Annotated in this window: 19 protein-coding genes and 1 pseudogene; 5 read left to right on the top strand and 15 right to left on the bottom strand. The window is 68.9% G+C overall.

What is annotated here, in order from left to right:
* Positions 1–149: 149 nt before the first annotated feature.
* Positions 150–4,613: a hypothetical protein gene (locus ACH65_RS10050; RefSeq protein WP_049622456.1), complete on the bottom strand. Its 4,464-nt coding sequence runs from the start codon at positions 4,611–4,613 to the stop codon at positions 150–152.
* 1,677 nt (positions 4,614–6,290) lie between these two features.
* On the bottom strand, positions 6,291–7,853 hold the full coding sequence (locus tag ACH65_RS10045; RefSeq protein ID WP_082190244.1) for a glycoside hydrolase family 68 protein: 1,563 nt from the start codon (positions 7,851–7,853) through the stop codon (positions 6,291–6,293).
* Positions 7,854–8,163: 310 nt separating this feature from the next.
* Between ACH65_RS10045 and ACH65_RS10040 the strand changes: the two genes are divergently transcribed.
* Positions 8,164–9,762, top strand: coding sequence for a glycoside hydrolase family 32 protein (locus ACH65_RS10040; RefSeq protein WP_049622455.1), 1,599 nt, complete (start codon positions 8,164–8,166; stop codon positions 9,760–9,762).
* 204 nt (positions 9,763–9,966) lie between these two features.
* Here ACH65_RS10040 and ACH65_RS10035 read toward each other — a convergent pair whose 3' ends face one another.
* A complete protein-coding gene (locus ACH65_RS10035; RefSeq protein WP_049622454.1) occupies positions 9,967–11,676 on the bottom strand; it encodes an ABC1 kinase family protein in 1,710 nt (569 codons plus the stop codon).
* Positions 11,677–11,923: 247 nt separating this feature from the next.
* Here ACH65_RS10035 and ACH65_RS19810 point away from each other — a divergent pair, with 247 nt between their 5' ends.
* Both ACH65_RS19810 and ACH65_RS19800 read left to right on the top strand, forming a co-directional pair.
* A complete protein-coding gene (locus ACH65_RS19810; RefSeq protein ID WP_153242550.1) occupies positions 11,924–12,061 on the top strand; it encodes a hypothetical protein in 138 nt (45 codons plus the stop codon).
* 431 nt (positions 12,062–12,492) lie between these two features.
* Positions 12,493–12,756 (top strand): annotated as a pseudogene (locus tag ACH65_RS19800) (winged helix-turn-helix domain-containing protein); the annotation flags it as partial.
* Positions 12,757–12,972: 216 nt separating this feature from the next.
* Here ACH65_RS19800 and folE2 read toward each other — a convergent pair.
* The 7 genes from folE2 to efp form a co-directional block, all read right to left on the bottom strand.
* Entirely contained in the window at positions 12,973–13,929 is a 957-nt protein-coding gene (folE2, locus tag ACH65_RS10025; protein WP_049622453.1) for a GTP cyclohydrolase FolE2, read from the bottom strand.
* A gap of 135 nt (positions 13,930–14,064) precedes the next feature.
* Complete coding sequence (locus ACH65_RS10020) at positions 14,065–14,910, bottom strand: squalene/phytoene synthase family protein (RefSeq protein WP_049622452.1); 846 nt, start codon at positions 14,908–14,910, stop codon at positions 14,065–14,067.
* A complete protein-coding gene (gph, locus tag ACH65_RS10015; protein WP_049622451.1) occupies positions 14,907–15,590 on the bottom strand; it encodes a phosphoglycolate phosphatase in 684 nt (227 codons plus the stop codon). Before gph ends, ACH65_RS10020 begins: the two co-directional genes overlap by 4 nt.
* A gap of 24 nt (positions 15,591–15,614) precedes the next feature.
* Positions 15,615–16,322 carry a bifunctional 2-polyprenyl-6-hydroxyphenol methylase/3-demethylubiquinol 3-O-methyltransferase UbiG gene (gene ubiG, locus ACH65_RS10010; protein WP_049622450.1) on the bottom strand — a complete coding sequence of 236 codons (708 nt, stop codon included), beginning with the start codon at positions 16,320–16,322 and terminating at the stop codon, positions 15,615–15,617.
* Positions 16,323–16,355: 33 nt separating this feature from the next.
* Positions 16,356–16,610, bottom strand: a complete 255-nt coding sequence (locus tag ACH65_RS10005; RefSeq protein WP_049622449.1) for a YciI family protein — start codon at positions 16,608–16,610, stop codon at positions 16,356–16,358.
* 35 nt (positions 16,611–16,645) lie between these two features.
* Positions 16,646–17,980 (bottom strand): TRZ/ATZ family hydrolase, encoded by a 1,335-nt coding sequence (locus tag ACH65_RS10000; RefSeq protein WP_049622448.1) that lies wholly within the window; start codon positions 17,978–17,980, stop codon positions 16,646–16,648.
* A gap of 219 nt (positions 17,981–18,199) precedes the next feature.
* Positions 18,200–18,769 (bottom strand): elongation factor P, encoded by a 570-nt coding sequence (gene efp / locus ACH65_RS09995; RefSeq protein WP_049622447.1) that lies wholly within the window; start codon positions 18,767–18,769, stop codon positions 18,200–18,202.
* An 88-nt stretch (positions 18,770–18,857) separates the two neighbouring features.
* Between efp and epmB the strand changes: the two genes are divergently transcribed.
* Together epmB and ACH65_RS09985 are read left to right on the top strand one after the other, a co-directional pair.
* Positions 18,858–19,868 (top strand): EF-P beta-lysylation protein EpmB, encoded by a 1,011-nt coding sequence (gene epmB / locus ACH65_RS09990; RefSeq protein ID WP_049622446.1) that lies wholly within the window; start codon positions 18,858–18,860, stop codon positions 19,866–19,868.
* 141 nt (positions 19,869–20,009) lie between these two features.
* Positions 20,010–22,049 carry a GGDEF/EAL domain-containing response regulator gene (locus ACH65_RS09985; protein ID WP_049622445.1) on the top strand — a complete coding sequence of 680 codons (2,040 nt, stop codon included), beginning with the start codon at positions 20,010–20,012 and terminating at the stop codon, positions 22,047–22,049.
* Between the two features lie 281 nt (positions 22,050–22,330).
* Here the strand turns inward: ACH65_RS09985 and rplS are convergent, their stop codons facing one another.
* The 5 genes from rplS to ffh all read right to left on the bottom strand — a co-directional run bounded on the left by rplS (position 22,331) and on the right by ffh (position 25,895).
* Positions 22,331–22,723, bottom strand: a complete 393-nt coding sequence (gene rplS / locus ACH65_RS09980) for a 50S ribosomal protein L19 (RefSeq protein ID WP_049622444.1) — start codon at positions 22,721–22,723, stop codon at positions 22,331–22,333.
* Between the two features lie 28 nt (positions 22,724–22,751).
* Positions 22,752–23,528, bottom strand: a complete 777-nt coding sequence (trmD, locus tag ACH65_RS09975) for a tRNA (guanosine(37)-N1)-methyltransferase TrmD (protein WP_049622443.1) — start codon at positions 23,526–23,528, stop codon at positions 22,752–22,754.
* Between the two features lie 21 nt (positions 23,529–23,549).
* Positions 23,550–24,065 carry a ribosome maturation factor RimM gene (rimM, locus tag ACH65_RS09970; RefSeq protein ID WP_049622442.1) on the bottom strand — a complete coding sequence of 172 codons (516 nt, stop codon included), beginning with the start codon at positions 24,063–24,065 and terminating at the stop codon, positions 23,550–23,552.
* Between the two features lie 2 nt (positions 24,066–24,067).
* Entirely contained in the window at positions 24,068–24,322 is a 255-nt protein-coding gene (gene rpsP, locus ACH65_RS09965) for a 30S ribosomal protein S16 (RefSeq protein WP_049622441.1), read from the bottom strand.
* A 190-nt stretch (positions 24,323–24,512) separates the two neighbouring features.
* On the bottom strand, positions 24,513–25,895 hold the full coding sequence (gene ffh / locus ACH65_RS09960; protein WP_049622440.1) for a signal recognition particle protein: 1,383 nt from the start codon (positions 25,893–25,895) through the stop codon (positions 24,513–24,515).
* Positions 25,896–25,929 lie beyond the last annotated feature (34 nt).

The following is a 25,929-nucleotide window of genomic DNA, read 5'->3' as shown; positions in this document are numbered from 1 at the left end:
TAGATCAGAGCATCCCTAACGCCAGCCTCCACAAGCGGCGTCCCTTGGGGATCCGTATAGATATAGGTAATCGTACCTGCCCATCCGTCACCCCACGACGCAACAGTCAGCGCGATGAAAAGGATTCCTTTCTTTATCATAATTTATCCTCAGTGCCCAACAGCCCAGCCAGAGCAGCCCACGGCATTGCACGCCCGAACCGAGAAGTTGTAATAGAGGGGTGTGGCGGGAATAAAGGCAGTCCCCATGATGAAGCTGGTGCCCGTACCATTATAAACAGAGGCCCCTGTATCGTTACGAATGGCCTCATAGCGCGTAGCACCAGACACAGCATCCCATTGGGCTCTATTCGCCTCTGTCTTCGGGCTTGGGAAATACTCGACGACCTTCGCATTGGTCGGCACGGCCGGCACCAGCGCCACCGCAATGCTGCCGACCCCGCTCCATGGCCCGCATCCCCCCGCATTGCACGCCTGCACCTGGTACCCGTAGGTGCCGTTGCCCTTGCCGCTGGCGCCCCAACTGGTCGCGCCGCTCGCCTGCACCGTGCTCCAGCCGCCGCCGTTGAGCTGTTCCAGCAACGTGTAGCTGGTTGCCTCGCTCACCCCGCTCCAGCTCACCGTGTAGCTGCCGCTGTTGCTGCTGCCGGGCACGCTCAGGCTCGGCGCCGCATTGGGCGGGATCGTCACCACGACCGTGCCGCTGTTGGCGAACTGCCCGCTCCAACCGCTGTCGTTCACCGCCGCCACAAAGAACGTGTAATTGCCCGAGGTCGTCGCGTTGACCGTGGTGCTGGTCGACGGCCCGCTGTAGACCTGCGTCCAGCCACCTCCGTTGATGCTCTGGTAGAGGTCATAGCGGGTCGCCGTCGGGCTGGCGGCCCAGCTGATGCCAATCGGCCCGTTGCTGCTCGCCGGCACGCTGATGCTGCCCGGCGTCGGCGGCGGCAGCAGCACCGTGGTGCTGGCGGTACCACTCCAGGGCCCGCAACCGCCCACGTTGCACGCCTGCACGCGGTAGCCGTAGGTGCCGTTGCCCCGGCCGCCGGTGTTCCAACTGGTCGCGCCGCTGGCCTGCACCGTGGTCCAGCCGCCGCCGTTGAGCTGTTCCTGCAGCGTGTAGCTGGTCGCTCCCCCGATGCCGTTCCAGCTCACCGTGTAGCTGCCGTTGCCGTTGTTGCCCGGCGTGCTCACCGCCGGCGCGCTGCCCGGCGGATGGGTCACCACCAGGGTGGCGTTGCCTGCCGTCCACGGGCTGCAGCCGTAGGTGTTGCAGGCCTGTACGTGGTAGACGTAGCTGCCATCGGCCAGGCCGGTGAGTGCGGTGCTGGTGCCGTCACTGTTGTAGACCCCGCTCCAACTGATGCCGCCGTTGCTGCTCTGTTCGACCACGTAGCGGGTCGTCAGGGCGGACGCGCTCCAGCTCAAGCCGGCATTGCCGTCGTTGCTGCTGGCCGGCACGCTGAGGCTGGCCGGCGCCGTCGGCACCACGCCGTAGGTGGTGTCCACCGTCACCGCATTGGAGCCAGCCCAGCCACGTGTGCCATAGCCGTTCTTGGCCGATACCTGGTAGGTGTAGCTGCCGCTGCTGGTACCGGGGCGGCTGATCGAGGTGGCCGCGGTGTTGCTGGCGATGGTGGCCCAGGCGCCGCCGTTGAGCCGCTCCTGTACGTCGTAGGCAGTGGCACTGGCTGGCGCGCTCCAGCTCACCGTGTAGGTGCCGTTGATGGTGCCGCCCGGCACGGTCACGGTCGGCAGCACTGGGGTGACGCCCAAGCTGGCCGAGCCCGTCCAGCCGGTACAGGTGCCGCCCGCACAAGCCTGCACCTGGTAGGTATAGCTGCCGCCGCCCTTGCCGATCATCGCCACGCTGGGATCGCTGCCGGTGTAGACCGTGTTCCAGCCGCCACCATTGACGCTCTCCTGCAGGGTGTAGCCGGTCGCCCCCGTTACGGCGGGCCAGCTCACCGTGTAGTTGCCGTCGTTCGGGTTGGCGCTGAAGCTGATGCCGCTGGGGGCGATCAGTCGCAGGTTTTCGTTGCGGGCAATCAGTTTGCGACCGAGATAGACATAGTTGGTGGTCTTGGCCGTGCCCGTATCCCACTGGTACAGCAGTTGCCCCGCCTGGGTGTAGAAGTAATAGGTCGGCGCCCCGCCCTGCGGTGTCTTCATCACCCGCCGCCCCGCCGCGTCGTAGGCATAGCCCACATGCCCCGGCAGGCCCGTCAGCTGGTTCTTCTGGTCGAAGTCCAGGCCAATACCGTTCTTGACCGTCACGTTGCCGCGGTTGTCGTAGGCGAAGCTGCTGGTGGTGCTGCCGTTGCTGGTGATCGAGCCCAGCCGGTTGAGCGCGTCGTAGTTGTAGGTAAAGGTCTGCCCGTTGCCCACCCGCGCGCGGATGTTGTTGAGCGGGTCGTAGCTGTAGCTCTCGCTGCCCCACAGGCTGCTGGCCTGGGCGCTGGCCAGCCGGTTGAGGGCGTCGTAGCCGAAGGTCTTGGTGCGCGGCCCGCCGGTCAGGTCGCTGATCTGGGTGATGTTGCCATTGGCGTCGTAGCGGTAGTCCTCGCTGAGGTCCAGCGTGCCGCCCCGGCCATAGGTGAAGTTGCTGAGCAGTTGGCGCGCGTTCTGCTCGGCCGTGTAGCCGGCGCCGTTGCCGTAGAGGAAGGACTGCACGTCGCCGTTGGGAAAGTAGCGCAACGTGTTCGCGTAGCCGCCCACCTGGGTCGCCCGACCCAGGGCATCGGGGGCATACGCCACGCTCTCGCCGTCCGGGTAGGTCAGCTGGCGCAGGCTGCCGTAGGCATCGTGCGCGTAGCCGATCGTCCACGGGTTCTGCCCGTTCACCTGCAGCGTCTCGCGGGTCAGTTGGCCCAGCTTGTTGCGCGTGGCCGACCAGGTGGTGAGGCCCGACACCGCCGCCCGCACGTTGCCCAGTGCGTCATAGGTGTAGGCCGTGCTCTGCGTGCCCGCCGGCGGCGTCAGGTTGAGCACTCGGTTCATCGCGTCGTAAGTGCGCTGGGTCTGCGCCGTCGCCGGCACCTGCTCCTGCCCGCAACCACCGCCGCTGATCGCCAGGCCCGCGGCCGTCCAGGCCACGTTGTTGGCGCCGTCGTAGGCGGTCACCTCGCTGCCGCTCTCCGGCTCGGTGGTGCGGCACAGGCGGTGGTAGCCGTCGTAGGTGAGCGTTTTGGTGACGTCCCCGCTACCGCCCGCCGAGCTGCCCCACTGGTGGATCGCGGTGGGGTTGCCGTAGAGGTCGCGCGTGATGGCCTGGGTCACGCCCTCCGGTGCCTGCACCAAGGTCACCGCCTCGTAGGCCGGCTGGTCGAACACCTGGTAGCTCGTGGTGGTCACCTGCCCCTTGGGGTCGGTCACCTGCTGCCGGGCGCCGGACAGGTACGCCGTCGTGGTGGCCAGTGGCCCCTGCTCGGAGGTTTGCTGGGTCTGGACCAGGCGGCCCAGGGCGTCGTAGCGGCTGGACGTACCGCTGCCGAGGTCGTCCAGGTTCGGGCTGCCGCCGGCCGGGTAGGAGACGAAGGCCTTCTGGCCCTTCCAGTCGTAGTCGGTACGGGCGTTGGTGTGCGAATTGCCGTCGGCGACGCTGTAGGTGTCGCTCAGCACCGGGCGCAGCAAGGCGTCGAAGTAGGTCACCTGCCGCCAGTCGCCCTTCCAGATCGTGCGTCGCCAGTGGTTGCCGCCGATCCCGCGCTCGGCGCCGGTGACGAAGTCGTAGGCGAAGCCCTTGCCCAGCCAGGCCTGCTCGTCCCCGCCGGGGTAGCTGATCTGGGTCAGCCGGCCGACCGGGTCGTAGCTGTAGCCGGTGGTGCTGCCGGCCTGGTCGGTGATCGCGGTGATCTGGCCGAAGTCGTCCACCACCAGGCTCTGGCCGGTGCCGTCCGGGTAGCCGATCGCCTGCGGGATGCCGCGCTTGTAGTTGCCCAAGCTGGTGGTGTGGCCGTTGCCGTCGGTGAAGCTGGCCAGGTTGCCCTGCCCGTCGTAGGCGTAGCTCATCAGCTTCTGGCCGAAGTGCCAGCGCTCCTTGAGCGTCACGCTGCCCAGGTCGTAGACGTTCTGGTCCACCACCTCGCCGGTGCCCAGGTTGGTCACCTGCTGCGGCAGGCCCAGCACCCAGTGCGCGGTGTCGTTGAGGTAACTGGTCTGCTCCTGCAACGTGCCCTGGCCGGCGATCGAGTTGAAGCGCCGGGTTTGCGTGACCTGGGCGTATTCGTTGAAGGCCTCCGCCTGCCAGGTGTAGGTGTCGCCATCCTGTTGCAGCACGCGCTGGCTCTGGGGCGACAAGGTCCGCAGCAGCGCCTCGTTCATGTACAGCTGCAGCGAAGAGCCCAGCGACGTCGGCCACGGGCCGCCGGTGGGGTTGGCGTAGTTGCTCTGTTCGCTGCGGATTAAAGCCGAACCCGCCGCGCCCGCATAGAAGTCCGTACTCAGCAGCAGGCCCTCAGTCGCATCGAAGCGGTTGCTGAAGGTGTAACGCTTGGCATGGCCCTCAGGATCGATGGCATCGGTCCATACCGTCGAGACGCAACCGTTCGAACAGTTTTCGATGGCATTTTCATTGGGAGGCGAATAGGCGTAGTTCCACGTCTGATTCGGCATCCCTGCCCCTGACAGCACCTCCTGCGTAACCGCGGCGACTACGTAGGCATACGGCGTGCGGGTCTCCTTTTGCCAAGCCCCTACCTGAACACAGGTTGAAGGCGTATAGGAGCGGCCGCGCACCGTACTGGTGACGGCGAACGTGCCTAGAAGCCCCGAAGGATGGGTAACCGACAACGTCGAGCTTGTACCGGGATGATCCCAGACATCCAGACATCCCGATGAGGAGTCCAGCAAGTGGTCGAGCGTGGGGTTCCGAGCATTGGCGAAGTTGAAAGACCAAAACGTACCGTCCGGCAACTGCACTTGCGATAGCCGGGGCAAGTTATTCACGACGGTGTAGAAATAACGCCACGTGCGTGGCGCGCCGCTCTCGGGTTGCAGGGTAACCGAGGCGAGTCGGACGCCCGCAACTGTGGAGGTCTGCCAAGACTCGTAGCTCGCGACCAGTTTGCGTCCATCGCTGGCGACGATGCTCGTGAGATGCCCGTTGGCATCGTAGGCGTACGTCAACGCATTGCCGAAGCGATCTTCGATGCGGGATACCAGCATCTTGATGTTGCGTCGACGCAATGGGCTGCCCGATTTCTTGATCATCACGGGCGCGTCGGTATAAGCCAGCCAATCGAACCAGAACTTGGTCCCGTCCGTCGATACGGCGAGAAATCCCTCGCCCGGCTGGCCGTTCGAGGTCTGCGCCAGACAGCCGACGGCCCAATGCTGCTTGGTGACCGCCGTGAACGAAACGGCCTGGCCACCCACACTCAACGTCGGTACCTGATTGTTGCTGCTGTCACGCTTGAGCAGGTCTTGGCTCGAGCCATCCGGCGTGATCAGCTGATAGCCGTGCCACCAGTTGTAGGCTTCGTATTCGACAGGAACCGACCCCGGTGTCTGCTGCACTGTGATGCTTGGTGCGCTGCGTATAGCCGTGCAACGCTGAGGGTTGTCCTGAAAGAACCACAGGTTGTTGAGCGTCTCGTCCTTGGCGGAGAGCGTCTCGATGCGCGGAACGTTGAGCGTCCAGTCCGTAAGCTCGCTCGTCGTGATATCGACGTAGTACTGCTCCGGCGGCAGGTCGGGAATTTTGAACGACCGGGTCAGTTGCAGCGTGGGGCCGTTACCCGACGCGTTGGCATCCACCTGCGTGAACGAGAGCGCGCCACTGTACAGGCTGATGCTCTCGCCAAAGGGATGCTCGCCCAGCGGCTGCACGTCCTCGGAGACACGGATCTTCTTCGAGAATTCGTCCTCCGGCTTGACCGAGGTCGATTGGGCATGAAGCACACTGCCCACCGCACATACCACCATGAACACACACGAGCGAGCCAACCATCCCTTTGGCAACCTGGACATGCACGCCCCTGTTTGGGCCGCATTGCGCGGCCCGGGGATTCCAATCAATCGAACGACTGACGTCTATAGGGCTAAAGTTATAGCTGCAAAGCAGCATGAGAAATGCTTGCTTCTCACTGCGCTCAGCGGCGACGCCACGACAAGAGCCTTTACATGGTGGCGTGCCCGCACTGCTGCGGAAGTACCGGCCATGCGCGCATATCGCACGTAAGCACCGAGTTCCCCGAGGCCGCCAGGCATTGCGCCCGCGCACAAAAAAAGTGGGCGGCTCGCGCCGCCCACCCGTTCTTCAATCACGCCGTAGCGTGGAAATCGGAACGCTTAACGCACATTCCCGACGTTGACGTTGGCCGGGATGTCGCCGAAGCCGCCCAGGCCGCCGGTGCCGTAGGTCAGGTCGACCTGCGTGGTGGTGGCGCCGATGTCGATCTTCACCGTCGGGGCCAGCGCACCGCCGCGGCGGGGACCGATCGCGTCGATGAACGACTCGACCAGGCCGCCCGGCATGACGTAGTGCGAGTACGACTGGAAGGCGCGCGGGTTCTGCGACGGATCCAGCGCGAACGGCGCACCGACCGGCGCATTGAGGTCGGTCGGGTTGCCGAGCACCAGGCCGCTACCGCCGTTCAGCGGCAGGAAGTCGCTGCGGATGCCGTTGCCGATGAAGCCCATCACGCCGTCCGGACCATCCATGCCCGCCGCATAGGTGGAGCGGTGGGTGATGGTGAACAGGTAGTACTTGCCGTCCTTGAGGTAGAACTGCGGACGCTCGGTCTGGTCCGTGACGCAGTTGGCCGAGAGGATGGGCGGCAGGAACTTCCACTGGGTGAGCTGCTTGTTGGTGGCGACCGCCAGGCCGACGTTGGCCTGCTGGAAGGTGGCGCCGGAGTTCAGCACGTCCTCAAGGTTCTCCCGGTTCGGATCGTCGGGCGCATAGCCCAGGTCGGCCTCGGTGCAGGAACGGGCGCCGCGCTGCACGGCCGTGTTGCCCTCGAACACCATGTAGGTCTGTCCCGGGTGCGCCGGATCCTCGAACACGAACGGGTCGCGGAAGTTATAGAACGGGTTCTGCGCGCCATTCTGGTAGTACACGCCATCGGGCCTGAGCAGCGGGGCGTGCTTGTCGAAGCCGGTGAACCACACGTGGGTCTTGTCGGCATGCAGCTGGCCGTCGGTGCGCGAAATGATCGCCACGGCCGGGCTGATGTCCTGGCCCTGCGGCGTGCGGTTGAACGCCAGCGCGGTGTAGTACACGCTGACCTTGCCGCCACGGTTTAGCAGGCGGCTCGAGCCGGACCATTCCGCATTCTGGGTGATCGGGGTTCCCGGGTCGAACACCTTGATGCTGGCGCCGTCGGGGAACACGTGGCCGCCGTAGATCCAGCCGCCGTCGCGCGGACGCTGCGAGGCCGGGATGCCCGCCTTGCGGTAGAAGAAGCCCAGGCGCGCATGCACGTGGCGGTCATCGAAGACGTAGCCGGCGTGCGGGTCGGCGGTCAGCGAGAAGATCACCTCCCAGCCATCGAAGCTGATGTTGTTGGCCTGCATGTCGCTGAGCGGCCAGGTGTCCCACACCCACACGTCCGGGTCGGTCTGCGGGAAGTCGGCGGGGATGTCGGGCATGGTGAGCCACGACGGCAGCGAGTTCTGCCCGGTGGGAACCGACGGGTTGGACATCGCCTTGATCTGGCTGGCGTCCGCACGGGTCCAGAGGGACGTGAAGGCCGCCGCGGGGTCGTGGGCCTCCTGCGTGTGCGGCGTGGGGAACGGGAAGTCGGCCGCCAGGGCCACCGGCGCAGCAACGACCGACGCCAGCGCGGTGGAGAGCAGAACGCCCAGCGCGCGCGGACGCGGGCAACGGATATTGAACTTCTGAGACTTCATAGCCTCCCTCCTTATGGGGTAAGCGCCCGTGGGGTGATTGATGAGCGCAAAGGCTAGCTAACACGCATAAAACCAACTTTCAATAAACAGTAGATGAAAAAGAGACACCGCACATCGTTACACGTATATTATTGATCAGGCAGCATTTTATTTATGGATAGTTTTGATCGTTTTTTCAGCATCAAGACAGCCCTTTTGCAGGATGTGTAAAATTGTCGCAGATAGCTGTCAATATACATTTTTGCCAACCTCATTCAAATTGAATTCATTTACCTGATTTAGCTTGGCCTGTTTTTTTCGAGGAAGCCCCATGCATCCGGCACGAAGCTTTTTTCTCTCCCTCGGTGCGGCGCTGGCGGTCTCGACCGCGGCGTGCTCCGCGCCCACGGGCAGCCAACCGGCGCAGGCCGGCGAGGGCACCTCGCAGTGGCGCCCCGCCCTCCACTACACGCCGCAGCGCAACTGGATGAACGACCCCAACGGGCTGGTCTACTACCAGGGCGTCTACCACCTCTTCTATCAGTACAACCCGCACGGCAATTACTGGGGCGACATGTCGTGGGGCCATGCGACCAGCCGCGACCTGATCCACTGGAGCGAGCAGCCCGTGGCCATGCCGGTCACCGACAGGGAGGAGATCTTCTCCGGCTCGATCGTGCTGGACGAGCACAACACCTCGGGCCTCGGCAGCGCCGGCAAGCCGCCGCTGGTGGCGCTGTACACCAGCGTCTTCAAGGAAGGCTCCGGCCACGAGGCCGGCATGCAGGCGCAGTCGGTCGCCTACAGCACCGATGGCGGCGAGAGCTGGCGCAAGTACGAGAAGAACCCCGTGCTCACGCTCAACCCCGAGTCGCGCAACTTCCGCGATCCCAAGGTGAGCTGGTACGCGCCGGGCGGCTACTGGCTGATGGCCACCGTGGTGTCGGACGCGCACGTGGTGAAGTTCTACCGCTCGAAGAACCTGATCGACTGGGAGTTCCTGAGCGACTTCGGCCCCGCCGGCGTCGCCAGGCCCGGCGTGCTGTGGGAGATGCCCGACCTGTTCCCGCTGCCGCTGGACGGCAATGCGCGCGACCCGCGCTGGGTGCTGATCGTCAACATCAATCCGTGGTCGATCGCCGGCGGCTCCGGCGCGGAGTACTTCGTGGGCCGCTTCGACGGCAAGACCTTCACGCCCGAGAACCTGGCGCCGCCCGACTCCGACCCCTCTCGCTACCTGTGGCTCGACCACGGCGCCGACTACTACGCCGCCGGCACCTTCGCCAACGAGCCCCACGGCAAGGCGGTGACCATCGGCTGGATGAGCAACTGGGACTACGCCGACCGCGTGCCCACCACGCCATGGAAAGGCGCCATGGCCCTGCCCCGCCAGCTGGCCCTGAAGACCATCGACGGCGTGCCGCAGCTCACCTTCGCGCCGGCCGACCAGTACGCCGCCCTGGTGGACAAGGGCCCGACCACGCGCGTGGGCACGTTCGCCGTGTCCTCCGGCAGCAAGGAGCTGGTGCCGGCCGCGCGCGGCACCGTGCAGAACATCGACCTCACCCTCGAACCGCGCTCGGCCCGGCGCGCCGGCCTGGTGGTGCGCGGCTCCGCCGACGGCGCCGCCGGTACGCGGATCGTCTACGACACCGCCCGGCACACCTTGACGCTCGACCGCTCCCACGCCGGCATCGGCAACTTCTCGCCGGCCTTCAGCAAGGAGCACATCGTCAACCTGCCGCTCGACAACGGCCGGCTGCGCCTGCGCATCGTGGTCGACCGCGGCTCGGTGGAGGTCTTCGCGGCGGACGGACGCGCCGTCATCACCGACCTCGTGTTCCCCGCTTCCACCGACGACCGCATCAGCGCGTTCGCCGAGCAGGGCGAGGCGAGCTTTCACGACGTGGCGGTGACGAACCTGCGCTGATCGGCACCACGTACTGCCCACGACCAGGGCCCGGCATGCCGGGCCCTTTTTGCGACCGGAGGCTTGCCGGGTACAGCGTGGCGCAGCCACGGCCGCATCGCGCGGACGCGATGCGCGAGGGCGGCGACATGTCCGCCCCGGCAAGCACGTCAGGGACGTCGGGCCCGGCGCCGGCGATGCGCGGCAGGCGCCGGCCCGCCTGGTTCAGGACTCGCCCGGCTCCTCGTCGCGCGGCGTGCGGTCGCGGCGGATCACGTGCATCGCCAGGCTCGCGCCGAGCGCCGCGGCCAGGGCAAACAGCAGCAGGGCCAGCACCGGATAGCCGAACAGGCGCGCCCCGCCCGGCACCCGCGCCAGCATCGCGCCGGCGATCACCAGCGCGGCCGTGATCACGCCGGTGCTGATGCGGTTGGCGATCTTCTGCAGGTTCTCGATCAGGCGCGACTCCTCCAGCCCGTCCAGGCGCACCCGGAAGCGGTTGTCGGCCAGGGTCTGCAGGATGCTGCCGAGCTGCGCCGGCGTGCGCACCGCGAGGTCCTGCAGGTCGAGCAGCGAGGCGGCGCCCTGGGCCGGCGAGGCGGTGCGCAGCAGGTGCCGGGCCAGCACCCGCTGCAGGTGCGAGCGCACCACCTCGCGCACCGGCAGCTGGCGGTCGAGGGCGAGCAGCACCGTCTCCAGGTTGAGCAGGGTCTTGCCGAGCAGGGTCAGCTCCGAGGGCGGGCGCAGGCCGTGCTCGGCGCCGCGCACGGTGAGTTCGAGCAGCAGGCGCCCTTCGGAGAAGGCCGCGTCCTGGCGGCCCGTCTCGTAGCGCGACACGGCCGTGCAGATCTCGCGCCGGTAGGCGGCCGGATCGAAGTCGGCTAGCTTGCTGCCCAGACGCTCGGTGATCGCCGCCACGCGGTCGCCGTCGCCGTCGACCGCCGCCAGCATCATGCGCAGCAGCTGGCTGCGGACCTGCGGCGAGAGCCGCGCGACCATGCCCAGATCCACCAGGGCCACGCGCCCGTCGTCGGTCACCATCACGTTGCCCGGATGCGGGTCGGCGTGGACCAGGCCGTGCACGAACACCTGGTCGAGGTAGGCGCGCAGCAGCTCCTCCCCGTGCGGCCCCCAGCGCCGTGACGTTCGCGGCAGCCCGGCCGCCTCCGACACCTTGCGGCCGATCACCCGCTCCATGGTCAGCACGCGCACGGTGCACAGGCCGGACACCGGCCGCGGCACCCACAGGCGCGGATAGCCGCGCAGGTTGTCGGCGAAGGCGTCGAGGTTGTCCGCCTCCAGCAGGAAGTCCAGCTCGCCCAGCAGGCTGCTGCGGAACTCGTCGACCCAGTGGGCGATGCCGTAGCGGCGGCCCGCCTCGGTGTAGCGCTGCGCCGCGGCGGCCATGCGGTCGAGCGCGGCGAGGTCCTCCATCACCTGCGCGCCGACGCCCGGGCGCTGAACCTTGACGATGGCTGCGCGGCCGTCGCGCAAGGTCACCGCGTGCACCTGCGCCAGCGAGCCGGCCGCCAGTGGCACGGGGTCGAAGGCGCCGAAGGCCGCCTCGACGGGGCGCCCCAGCTCCGCCTCGATCACCGCGCGCACCGCCGCGGCGTCGATGGAGGCCACCTTGTCCTGGATGCGCTCCAGCGCCGCGAGGTAAGGCGGCGGCACCAGGTCGGGGCGCGTGGACAGCACCTGCCCGAGCTTGATGAAGGTCGGCCCCAGCCGTTCGAGGTCCGCGACGAAGCGCTCGGGCAAGTTGTCCGATGCGGCCACGGCGCCGCCCTGCGCCAGCGACTCGTCCACGCTCAGCCCGTGCAGCAGGCCGGTGTGGCGGTAGCGCAGCACGAAGGCGGCGATCTTGGCGTAGCGGGAAAGTTCGGCCATCGCCGTCTGGATCTCCTCGCGCGCCGGTGCCGGCAAGGCCGGCATGCGAGCGCCTGGATGGGTACCGGCCGTGCATGGATGCGGCGTGCGCACATCCGGCGGCGGTCGGAACCGGACCTGGCGGCCGGACAGCGGGGGTCGCGCCGGCCACCGGCCCCCTCGAGACTGCCGCAGCGCCATCCTGTCATGCCCGCCTGCGTGGCCGGCGTGAACGGGCGTGCCGCGAAGGTGTCCGGCCGTCGCGCCACTTGCACGGACCATCGCCCGCAGCCTGCGCCACCCGGAGTGTCCCATGGACGCCCTCGAACGGCTGACCGCCGACCGCAGGCCGCGGCGCGTACTGCGCGAACAGCCCGAGGCCACCACCGCTCCCGGCATCAAGATCCGGCAGGAACTGCTGGAGCAGATGGTACTCGCGAGCAGATCGTGAACAGGTTCCGAGAGCATGAGCGGCCACCAAGAAGCCCACGCGGAAAAATTTACGCAAACGATACGGGGTAGCGGTTTTCCGCTACCCCTTACTTTATGCGCAGCCGCCTCGCCGACACGCTGGCCAGCTACGAGGAACGGCTGCCGCGCGAGGAGCGCCGCGAGCTGCTGGAGGCCATCCTGGGCGAGGGCCAGCGGCTGGACCGCTACATCCAGAACCTGCTCGACATGACCCGGCTCGGCCACGGCACGCTCAAGCTCAACCGCGACTGGACCGACGCCGCCGAGATCGTCGTTGCGGCGGTGGCGCGCCTGCGCAAGCTGTTCCCCGAGCTGCGCGTGGACACGCAGCTGCCGGCGGAGACCGTGCTGCTGTACGTGCTGCCCGGCGGCGCGCGGCGACCGCGCGCCGCCGGGCACTTGGCTCGGCCTCGCCAGGTGAGCCTGGACGACGCGCCGCTGGCGCTCACCCGCAAGGAATACGCCGTGCTGGCGATGCTGCTGCGCCACGCCGGCCGCGTGGTCGCGCAGCAACAGCTGCTGCGTGAGAGATGGGGCGCCAGCCACGTGGAGGACACGCACTACCTGCGCATCGTGCTCGGCAAGCTCCGGCAGAAGCTCGGCGACGATCCCGCCTCACCGCGCTGGCTCAAGACCGAGCCCGGCGTGGGCTACCGCTTTCTCGGCGGCGGCTGAATGCTTCGGCGGCACTGAAGGCGGCGGGCCGTCGGCAATACGGCGGCGGGTGGTTTAGGCGGATGGTTTAGGCGCCCCGGCACGCGCCCGGCCGCCCACGCCCTCCCCTGCTTGCCGGGGAGGGCCACGGAGGGTAAGCCCTGGCCTTCGGGGCAAGGGCTCACCCTCTCCCCGCCCCCCCCCCTTGCACGCAGGGGAGGCGCGGTGCCAGGCGCCTCAGCAGGTGGGCGACAGCCAGCCCTGGCTGCCCGTCGCGCCCTTGCTGGCGTAGGCCACGGCGTCGTGCGGGTGCAGGCTCTCCTGATGTTCCAGACGCACGTGGAAGTCGGCGATGCGCGCGTCGGCGTCCAGCGCCTTCTGCACGCGCCGCGCGGCGTCCTCGCAGAACATCAGGTTGCCGCCGTTGGCGAGCGCGAAGGCCTGCTCGTCCTCGCGCTTCACCGCCGTCTGCACCGGCGTGCCCAGGGCCTGCTCCACGCGGTCGAGCAGGCCGATCAGGTCGAGCGGCGCGCCCTCGGCGAAGCGCACCAGCAGGCGCGCCACGCTGCGCTGCGCGTGCGGCGTGGCGACGATGCCCTGCTCGCTGCCCAGCCAGGCCAGCACGGCGGAGTAGTCCAGCGGCCGGTCCTTGGCGAAGTCCTTGGCGAACTGCTCCTGGATCAGCTGGCGCGAGAGCGCCGCGGAGGCCGGGCAGGTGGAGGAATAGACCACCTCGGTGCCGAGCTCCAGGCGGAAGCCGTCGGCATCGAGCTGCGCCTCGATCGACACCGGGTAGGCGCGCCAGCCGCTGTTGCCACTGCGCAGCGCGGCGCGGCGCACCAGGTGCTCGAAACGGATGCTGATCCGGGCACGGTCGGAAAGCTCCTTGTGCGTGCCGAGGAACTCGCGCAGCAGCGACTCGACCATCGCCGCATCCAGCGTCTTCGCGCTCAGGTACTGATCGACCAGCAGGTACAGGCGCGACATGTGGATGCCGCGCTTGTCGGGGCGGTTGAGGTTGACGAAGGCGCCGACCTGCGCGCTGGCGCGCTGCACCTCGCCGTCGCCGGCGTCGAAGCGGACCGGCACCTCGATGTCGTCCATGCCCACCCAGTCCAGCGCGCCGGCGAGGTGCGGCTGCGCCTGGCTGGCGACGTCGGGCATGAGGCGGACGGTGTTTTCGTGGCTATGCATGGGGGAAATCCTGTAACGCTTTCGGCGGCCGCGCCGCCTGACCCGAGCTTATGTTGGGGCAGCTCGGGCGAGCGCAACAGGCCGCTGCCGGAAACACTGCGTCGCGGCGGAGCGGTCCGAACGCCGCGAAATCGCTTACGCCGCCGCCCGCCGCCAGCGCCGCGCGGCCTGCCAGGTGGCGAACACCGCCGGCAGGCCAGCCTTGTCGCCCGTCTGCAGGGCGGCCAGCGGATCGGCCGCGGATGCCGCGCGCCGCGCCGCGCGCGCCGCCTGGCGCGCCTCCAGCGCCCGGAACACGCTGAGCGGCCCCGGCAGGCGCTCGGCCTCGCGCCAGGCGGCGAGCAGGCTTTGGAGCTGCGCGCGCACGGCGCCGTCGCGCGCCTCGTTCCGCTGGCGCAGCTGGCCGCGGCGCAGGCCGAAGCGGGCCAGCCGGTCCATCGGCAGCGGCAATCGGTCGCGCTCGGCATCCTCCTCCAGCCGGCGCAGCGCGTGCAGCAGGTGGGCCAGGGTCGCCAGGCGGCCGGCGCGCTCTGGCGAGGCGCCCTCGCCGTACCACCAGGCGGTCTCCAGCGCCGCCAGCGCGCCGTGCAGCGCGGAGGCAGCCGCGAGCTGGGCGTCGAAATCCGCCGCGGTGCCCTCTTCCAGCTGCGCCATCGCGGCCAGCACCGGCGCCAGCCAGCGCCCGGGCGGCAGCGCGCGGGCGCGCCCGTCGTCGAACAGCACCCGCGTCAGCGGATGGCGGCCGCCGCTGGCGGGGGCGCCGGTGAGTTCCTGCGCCCACCATTCGAGCTTGGCCGCTGCCACCTGCGGCTCGCGGATGCCGTAGGCGGCGCCGAGCAGTTCCTGTTCCAGCGCCGCCAGCGCGATGTGGCCGGCGTGCCGCGGCGCATCCACGAAGGCCAGCGCGATGCGCTGCGGCGGCTGCACCGCCAGCCATTTGTCGATGTAGCTCTGCAGGGCGCCGTGCCCCTCCGCGTTCATGCGAGGGCCTGTCGCCCGGCGAGCAGCGCGGCGAGTTCCTGCGGGTGGTCCACCACCAGGTCCGCGCCCCAGTCGTCCGGGTCGCCGCCGTTGAGGTAGCCCCAGCGCACGGCCACGGTGTACAGGCCGGCGCCGCGGCCGGCCTCGACGTCGCGGCGGTCGTCGCCCACGAACAGGCTGCGGGCCGGCGCGAGGCCGGCGCGGTCGCAGGCCAGGCGCACCGGTGCGGGGTCGGGCTTCTTCACCGGCAGCGTGTCGCCGGCCACTACCGCGGCCGCGCGCCCCCCCCAGCCGATGCGCGCCAGCAGTTCCTCGGTGAGGAAGCCGGCCTTGTTGGTGACGATGCCCCAGCGCACGCCGTCCGCCTCCATGCCCTCGAGCAGGGCGTCCACGCCGGCGAACGGGCGCGTGTCGCGCCCCATCACCGCGTGGTAGAGCTGCAGGTAGCGCGGCAGCAGGGCCTGCCGGGCCGCCTCGTCGTGGGCGGGAAAGCCCTGCCGCAGCACGGCGGCGGCACCGCTGGAGACCACCTCGCGCACCGGCTCGTACGGCGGCGGCGCCTCGCCCTCCTCCTCGCACTGCGCGAGCAGGGCCGCGTAGAGGTCGGGGGCGCTGTCCAGCAGCGTGCCGTCCAGGTCGAACAGCACGCCTTCGATGGCATCGGGCAAGGGCTGGGTCATGGCGGTTTCCGTGGATCGCGGCCATCAGGCCGGCTTGCGCGCGCAGAGCACGTAGTTCACCGCGGTGAGGCGGCTCAGCCAGGCCTTGCGGGTGAGGGGGTTGTAGCCCAGGCCCGAGACGTCCTCCAGCTCCAGCCCCGCCGCGCGCAGCAGGCGCGCCAGCTCGGAGGGCTTGAGGAACTGCGCGTAGTGGTGCGTGCCGCGCGGCAGCAGGCGCGTGATGTATTCGGCGCCGAGGATGGCCGCGCCGAACGCCGCCGGCGTGCGGTTGAGGGTGGAGACGAACACCCGCCCGCCGGGCCTGAGCATGGCGGCGAGGTCGCGCACCAGCGCGGCCGGGTCGGGCACGTGCTCGATCAGTTCCATGCAGCACACGGCATCGAAGCTGGCCGGCTCGGCGGCGGCCAGTTCGGCGGAGGATTGCACGCGGTAATCCACTTCGAGGTTGGACTCGTGCAGGTGCAGCTGGGCCACGTCGATCACCCGCTGGCCGAGGTCGATGCCGGTGACCTTGGCCCCCGCGCGCGCCAGCGCCTCGCTGAGCAGGCCGCCGCCGCAGCCGACATCGGCCACGCGCGCGCCGCGCAGGTCCACCCGCGCGGCCACGTAGTCGAAGCGCACGGGGTTCAAGTCGTGCAGCGGGCGCGACTCGCCGTCCGGGTCCCACCAGCGCGAGGCCAGTTTGCCGAAGCGGGCGATTTCCTCGGGGCTCGCGTTGCTCGTCGTCTGCATGGTCGGTTCCTTACGTCTACTACGGCGCGCAGCTTAGCGCGCCAGCCATTCGTACACCGTGATGTCCCAGCCGCCGCTGGTGTGGGCGGGATCGCTGAAGGCGACCCGGCGCGCGTCGTCGAGGTCTGCCGCGCGCATCAGGTAGGCGCCGCCGGTCTGGTCGCCGAACGGCCCGGAGCGTTCCAGCCGGCCCTCGGCACGCAGGGCGTCGAGGAATTGCTTGTGCGCCGGCACCACCGCGGGATCGAACTGCGGGCGGCGCATGGCAAGGACGAGGAACAGGGGCATGGGCGTTTCCATGGAATCGGCTCGGTGATGGATGGTCAGGCGTAGGAGACGATGCGCTCGCGCCAGGCGCGCGCCTTGGCGAGGATGGCCGGCACGTCCATGTCCACCAGCTCGCGCGCGGCGAGCTTGCGCTTGCCCGCGATCCACACGTCGCTCACCTGCTGGCGGCCGCTGGCGTAGACCAGCTGCGAGGCGACGTGGAACATCGGCTGCGTCTCCAGGTCCGACAGGCGCACGGCGGCGAGGTCGGCCTGCTTGCCTTCCTCGATCGAGCCGATCTCGTTCTCCAGCCCCATCGCCCGCGCGCCGTGCAGGGTGGCCGCGCGCAGCGCGTAGGCGGCGTCGAACGCGGCCGCGTCCTCCGCCACCGCCTTGGCCAGCAGCGCGGCGGTGCGCATCTCGCCGAACATGTCCAGGTCGTTGTTGGAGGCGCAGCCGTCGGTGCCCAGCGCCACGTTGACGCCGGCCCGGCGCAGCTTCTCCGCCGGGCAGAAGCCGGAGGCGAGCTTGAGGTTGGACTCCGGGCAATGCACCACCGACACGCCGGCCTCGGCGCAGGCGGCGATCTCGCCGTCGGTGAGCTGGGTCATGTGCACGGCGATCAGGCGGTCGTTGACCAGGCCGAGCTTCTGCAGGCGCTGGAACGGGCGCAGGCCGCTCTTGCGCTTCTCCTCCTCCACCTCATGCGCGGTCTCGTGGGTGTGCAGGTGCACCGGAATGTCGAGTTGGTCGGCCAGCACGCGGATGCGCTCGAAGCTCGCGTCCGACACCGTGTACGGCGCGTGCGGCGCGAAGGCGGTGCGCACCAGCGCATCGCCGAGGAAGGCGTCGTGCACCTCGCCGGCGCGCTCGAAGTATTCGTCCTGGGTCTTGGCCCAGGCGGTGGGGAACTCGATCACCGGCAGGCCCACCACGGCGCGGAAGCCGAGCTTGCGGTAGGTGGCGCCGATGGCGTCGGGGAAGAAGTAGTTCTCGTTGGCGCAGGTGGTGCCGCCGCGCAGCATCTCGGCCACCGCCAGCTCCACGCCGTCGCGCACGAACTCAGGCCCCATCACCTTGGCCTCGGCCGGCCAGATGTGCTCCTGCAGCCAGGTCATCAGCGGCAGGTCGTCGGCCAGGCCGCGCAGCAGGGTCATCGGGTTGTGCGTGTGGCTGTTGACCAGGCCGGGGATCAGCGCGTGCTCGGGCAACTCCACCCGCTCGCGCGGTGCGAAAGCCGCGCGCGCCTCGGCGATGGGCAGCAGGCCCACGATGTAGCTGCCGTGCACGGCCACCGCGTGGTGCTCCAGCACCACGCCATGGGGCTCGACCGGCACCACCCAGCGGGCTTCGATCAGGAGGTCGACAGTCTGCGGCGGGGTCTGGCTCATCGGGGGGCTCGCTTTCGTTTCTGGGGGTTGGATACAGCAAGGGGCGGCACACCCAGCGGCGTCCGCCCCCTCGCTTTGGATCGCCATGCCGGCGCGGGCCGGAATCCAGTCCGGCCTGTGCGGTGCGCACACTTCAGTGTCGTGTGCTTCGCACGGGTGCCTTGACTGGATCCCGGCCTGCGCCGGGATGACATATCGGTCCGCACGCGGACCGATATGTCACTTGCCGACGCGGCTGACGTATTCGCCGGAGCGGGTGTCGACCTTGATCGTCTCCTCCTGGCCCACGAACAGCGGCACGCGCACCACGGCGCCGGTTTCCAGCGTGGCCGGCTTGCCGCCGCCGCCGGAGGTGTCGCCGCGCACGCCGGGATCGGTCTCGACGATCTTCAGCTCCACGAAGTTCGGCGGCTGCACGGCGATGATCTCGCCGTTGAACAGCGTCACCACGCACTCCTCCTCGCCCTTGAGCCACTTGGCCGCCTCGCCCACGCCGGCCTTGCCGGCCTGGTGCTGCTCGAAGGTGTCCGGCTGCATGAAGTGCCAGAACTCGCCGTCGGCGTACAGGAACTGCATGTCGGTGTCGGTGACGTCGGCAACCTCGAAGGAGTCGCTGGACTTCATGGTCTGCTCGGTGGTGCGGCCCGTCTTCAGGTTGCGGATGAAGATGCGGGTGAACGCCTGCCCCTTGCCGGGCTTGATGAATTCGGCGTCGGTAATGACCCACGGGTCATTGTTGTGAAGGATCTTCATACCCTTCTTGACGTCATTGAGACCGGCGGTGGCCATGCTTGAGCTCCAGAGGTAAATCCGCCCCGCCAAAGGGGCTAACATTAGGGGTTCGTCACGGGCCGAGCGGCCCACTCCAAGGCCGACCATGATAACCGCAAGCCCCACTTCCCGCCTATCGTCACCGGTCCGCGACTGGCGCGAGCTGTGGCGCGAGGCGATCACCGACGCCGGCGAGCTGCTGCGCACCGTGGGGCTCGGCCAGCATGCGGAGCGCCTGCCCCCCGGCGACGCGGGCTTCGCGCTGCGCGTGCCGCGCGGCTTCGCCGCCCGCATGCGCCACGGCGATCCGCGCGACCCGCTGCTGCTGCAGGTACTGCCGCAGCTGGCCGAGCTGGACGAGGCGCCGGGCTACGCCACCGACGCGGTGGGCGACCTCGCCGCGCGCGAGGCCCGCGGCGTGCTGCACAAATACCGCGGCCGCGCGCTGCTGATCGCCAGCGGCAGCTGCGCCGTCAACTGCCGCTACTGCTTCCGCCGCCACTTCCCCTACGGCGCGGAGATCGCCGCCGCCGGCCAGTGGCGCCAGGCGCTCGACCACGTGCGCCGGGACGCCACCATCAGCGAGCTGATCCTCTCCGGCGGCGACCCGCTCTCGCTCGCCACCGCCAAGCTGGAGGAACTCGCCCGCGGGCTGGCCGACATCCCGCATGTGACCCGCCTGCGCATCCACACCCGCCTGCCGGTGGTGCTGCCCGAGCGCATCGACGACGCCTTCGCCGCTTGGCTGGCCGCCCTGCCGCAGCAGAAGGTGGTGGTGCTGCACGCCAACCACGCCAACGAGTTCGACGCCGCGGTGGACGCCGCCTGCGCCCGGCTGCGCGAGGCCGGCGCCACCGTGCTCAACCAGTCGGTGCTGCTGCGCGGGATCAACGACGACGCCGACACGCTGGCCGCACTGTCCGAGCGCCTGTTCGCCGCCGGCGTGCTGCCCTACTACCTGCACCAGCTCGACCGCGTGCAGGGCGCGGCCCACTTCGAGGTGGACGACGACGCCGCGCTGGCGCTGATGGGCGCCCTGCGCGAGCGCCTGCCCGGCTACCTGGTGCCGAAACTGGTGCGCGAGGTGGCCGGCGACGCCGCCAAGCGCCCGCTGTGAAAAGCCGCCGCGGATGATCTTCGTCATTTTCGCGGCAGGCGCGACTGGCAGCCTCGGCCGGAATCCGCTACAACCGCAGGAACAGGCTGAACCGTTTGCATCGCCCCGGCCTGCGCAATCCCCGAGGACAGCCCGGCGGCCATGAAGAAAGATTTCGTCATCAAGGTGCTCTTCGTCGAGAAATCGGTCGAGGAGGCGGAACAGATCATTAGCCTGCTGCGCAACGCCGGCATCGCCGTGCGGCCCGCCCGCGCCACCCAGCTCGAGGAAGTGCGCGCCGCCCTGGAAGAACTGGTGCCCGACCTGGTGCTGCTCGATCCCGGCGCCGGCCTCGACCTGCGCGAGCTGACCCACGAGCTCGACGTCTACGGCCGCGACCTGGCCCTGCTCGCCGTGGTGCCCCAGGTGGACAACCGCACCGCCATCGAGCTGTTCGCCGCCGGCATCCGCGGCCTGGTGCTGCGCAACCAGCCCAAGCAGATGATCGCGGTGCTGCAGCGCGAGTTCGAATCGCTGCAGACGCGGCGCCAGGTACGCCTGCTGGAGGCCGCGCTGCGCGAATCCGAGCGCCGCTGCGACGCCCTGCTCGACTCCTCCAACGACCCCATCGCCTACGTGCACGACGGCATGCACGTGCGCGCCAACCAGGCCTACCTGGAGACCTTCGGCTACGACAGCTTCGACGACCTGCTCGGCCTGCCCGTGCTGGACCTGATCAGCACCGCCGACGCCGAGCCTTTCAAGCAGCTGCTGCGCAGCCACGCGCGCGACGAGAAGGCCGAGCCGCGGCTGGAGCTGCACGCGCGCCGCGCCGGCGGCGACGGCTTCAAGGCCACGGTGGAGTTCGCCCATGCCACCTTCGAGGGCGAGCCCTGCCTGCAGATCGTGTTCCGCCGCCAGCAGGTGGACCCTTCGCTGATCGACCAGCTGCAGCGCGACCCCGTCACCGGCCTGTTCAACCGCGCCCGCACGCTGGAATTCATCGACGAGGCGGTGGCCGCTGCCGCCAAGGGCAAGAAGAGCCAGACCCTGCTGCTGATCGAGCCGGACAACTGGCAGGACCTCGTCGCCGGCATCGGCCTGGCCCAGGCCGACCAGCTGCTGGCCGCCTTCGCCGGACGCATCGGCGACCTGCTCGGCACCGACGAGGTGGCCGGCCTGCTCGCCGATCACACCGTCGGCGTGATGCTCGACAGCCGCGGCGACGAGGACGTCAAGCGCTGGATCGCCGAGGTGCAGCAGGCCGTCGCCAGCGAGATCTTCGACGCCGGCTCCCGCTCCGTCACCATCACCGCCAGCCTGGGCGGCAGCCTGCTCGGCGAGAAGAATGCCAACACCGAGCTGCTGCTCAACCAGGCCGGCCAGGCCCTGCGCAACGCGCAGAGCCAGGGCGTGGGCCGCATGGAGCTGCATGACCCGGCCGCGCGCGAGAAGGCCGAGGAGGAGCGCGAGCGCTACTGGCTGCAACTGCTGCGCGAGGCGCTGCGGCAGGACGGCTTCGTGCTCTACCACCAGCACATCATCAGCCTGCAGGACGCCGAGGGCGAGTACTCCGAGATCCTGCTGCGCCTCAACGGCCCGCAGGGCGAGGTGCTGCCCGGCTTCTTCATGCCCATCGCCGAGAAGCACGGCCTGACCGGCGCGATCGACCGATGGGTGATCGACCAGGCCATCAAGACCCTCACGGCACGCGACCATTACGGCGTGCAGACCACCTTCTTCATCAAGCTCACCGCCGAGGCGCTGCAGGACGCCGCACTGCTGCCGTGGCTGGCCCAGCGCCTGCAGCAGGCCGGCCTGCGCCGCGGGCAGATCGTGCTGGAGATGACCGAGAGCAAGGTGGTCACCCTGCTGCGCCCGGCGCAGGAGTTCATCGGCGAGTGGAAGAGGATCGGCGGCCGCTTCGCGCTGGAGCAGTTCGGCTCGGGCCTCAACTCGTTCCAGCTGTTGCAGCACATCGGCGCGGACTACCTGAAGATCGACCGCACCTTCATGACCCAGCTGCCACAGCACCCCGAGAACCAGAAGAAGGTCGCCGAGATCTGCCAGCAGGCGCGCGACATGGGCCGGCAGACCATCGCCGAATGGGTGGAGGACGCCGCCAGCACCTCGCTGCTGTTCGCCTGCGGCGTCGACTTCGTGCAAGGCAACTTCCTGCAGGAGCCGCAGAAGCTCGCTTGAATAGCGCACGGACCTCCTGAGCTTCGGAGCCTGTTCGTGACGCCCTTGCGAGGTGCTTGTGGAGCGCGCTTGCGCGCGATCAGCCTATGTAGCGGCAACACCGCAGTTGCGCGCAAGCGCGCTCCCGCATTGCTTCCAGACACGTTTTCGACGGCGTGATCGTCGGGGCGAGCTCCAATGCCTGGGCGTCAACCTTTGTCCGCAGCCGGCCGAATAGCCAGAATGCAAAAGCCCCGCGAATCGCTTCGCGGGGCTTCGTATTGCGGCGATGGCGGGCGCGCTTACTCGGCCGCGCTGGCCTTGGCGTTGGCCTTGGCCTTGGCCGCCGCGGCGATGTCTTCCTTGATGCGGGCCGCCTTGCCTTCCAGGCCGCGCAGGTAGTACAGCTTGGCGCCGCGCACCTTGCCCTTGCGCTTCACCTGCACCGAGTCGATGGTCGGGCTGTGCGCCTGGAACACGCGCTCCACGCCGGTGCCGTGCGAGATCTTGCGCACGGTGAAGGAGGAATGCAGGCCGCGGCTGCGCTTGGCGATGACCACGCCCTCGAAGGCCTGCACGCGCTCGCGATTGCCTTCCTTCACCTTGACGTTGACCACCACGGTGTCGCCAGGGCCGAATTCCGGCAGCTGGCGGGTGATCTGCTCGGCTTCGAACTGTTCGATGATCTTGTTCATGGCAACACCTGATTGATTTCTGAGTCGGTCACTGACCGAGTGCATCGTCGTGCCGCGCCTGCGCTTGCCGTGCATGCTCGCGGCGGAATTCATCCAGCAGCGCACGGGATTCCACATCCAGCGCGCGCTGCGCCAAAAGGTCGGGACGGCGCAGCCAGGTCCGTCCCAGCGACTGCTTCAGGCGCCAGCGGCGGATCGCCGCGTGGTCGCCGGAGAGCAGCACTTCCGGCACGTCGCCGTATGCGTCGTGCACCGGCTTCGCATAGTGCGGGCAATCCAGCAGGCCGTCCGAGAACGAATCCTGCTGCGCCGACTGCGCGTCGTTCAACGCGCCGTCCTGCAAGCGGCCCACCGCGTCGATGATCACCGCGGCGCCCAGCTCGCCGCCGGACAGCACATAATCGCCGATGGAAAGCTCCTCGTCGACCTCGTGCGCCAGCAGACGCTCGTCCACACCCTCGTAACGCCCGCAGAGCAAGGCGATGCGCGGCAGTTTCGCCAGCGCTTCCACCCTGCCCTGCGTCAGCCGCGTTCCCTGCGGACTGAGGTAAATCGTGTGCACCGGCTCCGGTGCCGCCTCCCGCATCGCCTTCAGGGCGCTGCGCAAGGGCTCGATCAGCATCACCATTCCGGGCCCGCCGCCGCAGGTGCGGCCGTCCACGGTGCGGTAGTTGTCGGTGGCGTAGTCGCGCGGGTTCCAGGCTTCCACCCGAAGCAGCTCGCGCTGCTGCGCGCGCCCCACCACGCCGACCGTGGCGCACTGGCGCACGAAGTCGGGAAACAGCGTGACGACGTCGATGCGCATCAGATCCTCAAACCCCGGCTTTCAGAATTCGGGATCCCAGTCCACCACCATGCGCCCGCCGGAAAGATCCACCGACCGCACGTAAACGCCCTGGACGAAAGGAATCAGCCGCTCGCGCTCACCGTCCCTTGCCACCACCACGTCGTTGGCGCCGGTGGCGAACAGGTGGGTGACCCGTCCCAACGCCACGCCCTCCGTGGTGACGACCTCGAGTCCCTCGAGATCGACCCAGTAGTACTCGTCCTTGCCGGGCGGTGGCAGCAGCTCGCGGGCGACGTGGATGTCGTGCCCCACCAGCGCGGCCGCCTGGTCCCGGTCATCGACCCCGGGCAACTGGGCGATCAGCCCCTTGCCCTGCGGTCGACCCTGCACTCCTTCGATCTCCGTTTCCGTGCCCGGCGCCGAGGTCAGCAGCCAGGGCTGGTAGCGGAAGATCTGCGTGCGGGGCTCGGTCCAGGATTCGATCTTGACCCAGCCCTGCACGCCGTACAGCCCGACGATGCGCCCGACGGGGACGCGCCGACCGGCTGCGGTCATGCTCAGGCAGCCTGCTGCTTGCCGGCTTCCTTCACCAGCGCCGCGACCTTGTCGGTCAGCTGGGCGCCCTTGGCCACCCACTCCTGCACGCGGGCGACGTTGAGCTCGAGGCGCTTGTCGTTGCCCGAGGCGACCGGGTTGTAGTAGCCCACGTTCTCGATGCTGCGACCGTCGCGCTTGTTGCGCTGGTCGGTCACGACGACGTGGTAGAACGGACGGCCCTTGGCGCCGCCGCGCGAAAGACGAATCTTGACCATAGTAAAAAGCTCCAGAGTTGCCGGAATCGCCGGCAGCGCGCACGAGACCGGGCGCGGTGAACGCGGCATTTTAGGGGGGGAATCGAAAAAAGGGAATAGGGAGTCGGAAAATCGGGTCAAAACAAGCCGCTAAGCCCGCTCCAATTCCCCATTCCCGACTCACGACTCCCAGCGCAGCTCCGGCGCAGCCTCACCGCATCGGCGGCAAGCCGCCGCCCATGCCGCCCATGCCCTTCATGGCGCCGCGCATCTGCCGCAGCAGGCCCTTGCCGCCGCCCTTGGAGAGCTTGGACATCATCTTCTCCATCTGCATGTACTGCTTGAGCAGGCGGTTGACGTCGGCCGGCTGGGTGCCGGAACCGCGCGCCACGCGGGCGCGGCGCGAGCCGTTGAGCAGGTCAGGGTGGCGGCGCTCCTTCTTGGTCATCGACTGGATGATCGCGACCATGCGCTTGATCTCGCCATCGTTGACCTTGGACTTCACGCTGTCGGGCAGGCCCGACACGCCCGGCAGCTTGTCCATCAGGCCGGCCAGGCCGCCCATGTTGGTCATCTGCTCGAGCTGGTCGCGCATGTCGTTGAGGTCGAAGCGCTTGCCCTTCATCACCTTCTGGGCGAGCTTCTGCGCCTTCTCCTGGTCGACCTTGCGCTCGACCTCCTCCACCAGCGACAGCACGTCGCCCATGCCGAGGATGCGCTGCGCTACGCGGTCGGGGTGGAACGGCTCCAGCGCGTCGGTCTTCTCGCCGGCGCCGAGGAACTTGATCGGCCGCCCGGTGACGTAGCGCACCGACAGCGCCGCGCCGCCGCGGGCGTCGCCGTCGGTCTTGGTCAGCACCACGCCGGTGAGCGGCAGCGCCTCGGCGAAGGCCTTGGCGGTGTTGGCGGCGTCCTGGCCGGTCATCGAGTCGACCACGAACAGGGTCTCGACCGGCGTGATCGCGGCGTGCAGCGCCTTGATCTCCGCCATCATCGCCTCGTCCACGTGCAGGCGGCCGGCGGTGTCGACCAGCAGCACGTCCACCACCTCGCGGCGCGCGGCGGCGATGGCGCCCTTGGCGATGTCGACCGGGTCCTGCCCCGCCTCGGACGGGAAGAACTTCACGCCTACCTGCTCGGCCAGCGTGCGCAGCTGCTCGATGGCGGCCGGACGGTACACGTCGCAGCTCACCACCATCACCTTCTTCTTTTTGCGCTCGGTGAGGAAGCGCGCGAGCTTGGCCACCGTGGTGGTCTTGCCCGCGCCCTGCAGGCCCGCCATCAGCACCACCGCGGGCGGCTGCTGGGCGAGGTTGAGCTCGGTGTTGGCGGTGCCCATCACCGCGGTCAGCTCGTCGCTCACCACCTTTACCAGGGCCTGGCCCGGCGAGAGGCTCTTCATCACCTCCTGGCCCACCGCACGCACCTTCACGCGCTCGACCAGCGCCTGCACCACCGGCAGGGCGACGTCCGCCTCCAGCAGCGCGATGCGCACCTCGCGCAGGGATTCGCGGATGTTCTCCTCGGTCAGCCGGCCGCGGCCGCGCAGGCGGTTGACGGTGGTGGAGAGGCGTTGGCTGAGCGACTCGAACATGGGCGTGGCAAATCAGGCAATGAAGGAGGCGAGT

The organism is Frateuria defendens (genome assembly GCF_001182895.1).
Lineage (GTDB): Bacteria > Pseudomonadota > Gammaproteobacteria > Xanthomonadales > Rhodanobacteraceae > Frateuria_B > Frateuria_B defendens.
The sequence above is the reverse complement of the archived record's forward strand: the minus strand, read 5'-3'. Positions and strand labels throughout refer to the sequence as shown.

Bases quoted from the DNA above. Each gene is read 5' to 3' on its own strand.
- folE2 (WP_049622453.1), bottom strand. From the start codon at position 13,929: ATGCATAGCCACGAAAACACCGTCCGCCTCATGCCCGACGTCGCCAGC.
- ACH65_RS10035 (WP_049622454.1), bottom strand. From the start codon at position 11,676: ATGCCGGCCTTGCCGGCACCGGCGCGCGAGGAGATCCAGACGGCGATG.
- ffh (WP_049622440.1), bottom strand. From the start codon at position 25,895: ATGTTCGAGTCGCTCAGCCAACGCCTCTCCACCACCGTCAACCGCCTG.
- trmD (WP_049622443.1), bottom strand. From the start codon at position 23,528: ATGCGCATCGACGTCGTCACGCTGTTTCCCGACTTCGTGCGCCAGTGC.
- ubiG (WP_049622450.1), bottom strand. From the start codon at position 16,322: ATGCAGACGACGAGCAACGCGAGCCCCGAGGAAATCGCCCGCTTCGGC.
- rpsP (WP_049622441.1), bottom strand. From the start codon at position 24,322: ATGGTCAAGATTCGTCTTTCGCGCGGCGGCGCCAAGGGCCGTCCGTTC.
- rplS (WP_049622444.1), bottom strand. From the start codon at position 22,723: ATGAACAAGATCATCGAACAGTTCGAAGCCGAGCAGATCACCCGCCAG.
- ACH65_RS10050 (WP_049622456.1), bottom strand. From the start codon at position 4,613: ATGCCGAATCAGACGTGGAACTACGCCTATTCGCCTCCCAATGAAAAT.
- efp (WP_049622447.1), bottom strand. From the start codon at position 18,769: ATGGCCACCGCCGGTCTCAATGACGTCAAGAAGGGTATGAAGATCCTT.
- ACH65_RS10020 (WP_049622452.1), bottom strand. From the start codon at position 14,910: ATGAACGCGGAGGGGCACGGCGCCCTGCAGAGCTACATCGACAAATGG.
- rimM (WP_049622442.1), bottom strand. From the start codon at position 24,065: ATGACCGCAGCCGGTCGGCGCGTCCCCGTCGGGCGCATCGTCGGGCTG.
- epmB (WP_049622446.1), top strand. From the start codon at position 18,858: ATGATAACCGCAAGCCCCACTTCCCGCCTATCGTCACCGGTCCGCGAC.
- ACH65_RS10045 (WP_082190244.1), bottom strand. From the start codon at position 7,853: ATGAAGTCTCAGAAGTTCAATATCCGTTGCCCGCGTCCGCGCGCGCTG.
- ACH65_RS09985 (WP_049622445.1), top strand. From the start codon at position 20,010: ATGAAGAAAGATTTCGTCATCAAGGTGCTCTTCGTCGAGAAATCGGTC.
- ACH65_RS10000 (WP_049622448.1), bottom strand. From the start codon at position 17,980: ATGAGCCAGACCCCGCCGCAGACTGTCGACCTCCTGATCGAAGCCCGC.
- ACH65_RS10005 (WP_049622449.1), bottom strand. From the start codon at position 16,610: ATGCCCCTGTTCCTCGTCCTTGCCATGCGCCGCCCGCAGTTCGATCCC.
- gph (WP_049622451.1), bottom strand. From the start codon at position 15,590: ATGACCCAGCCCTTGCCCGATGCCATCGAAGGCGTGCTGTTCGACCTG.
- ACH65_RS19810 (WP_153242550.1), top strand. From the start codon at position 11,924: ATGGACGCCCTCGAACGGCTGACCGCCGACCGCAGGCCGCGGCGCGTA.
- ACH65_RS10040 (WP_049622455.1), top strand. From the start codon at position 8,164: ATGCATCCGGCACGAAGCTTTTTTCTCTCCCTCGGTGCGGCGCTGGCG.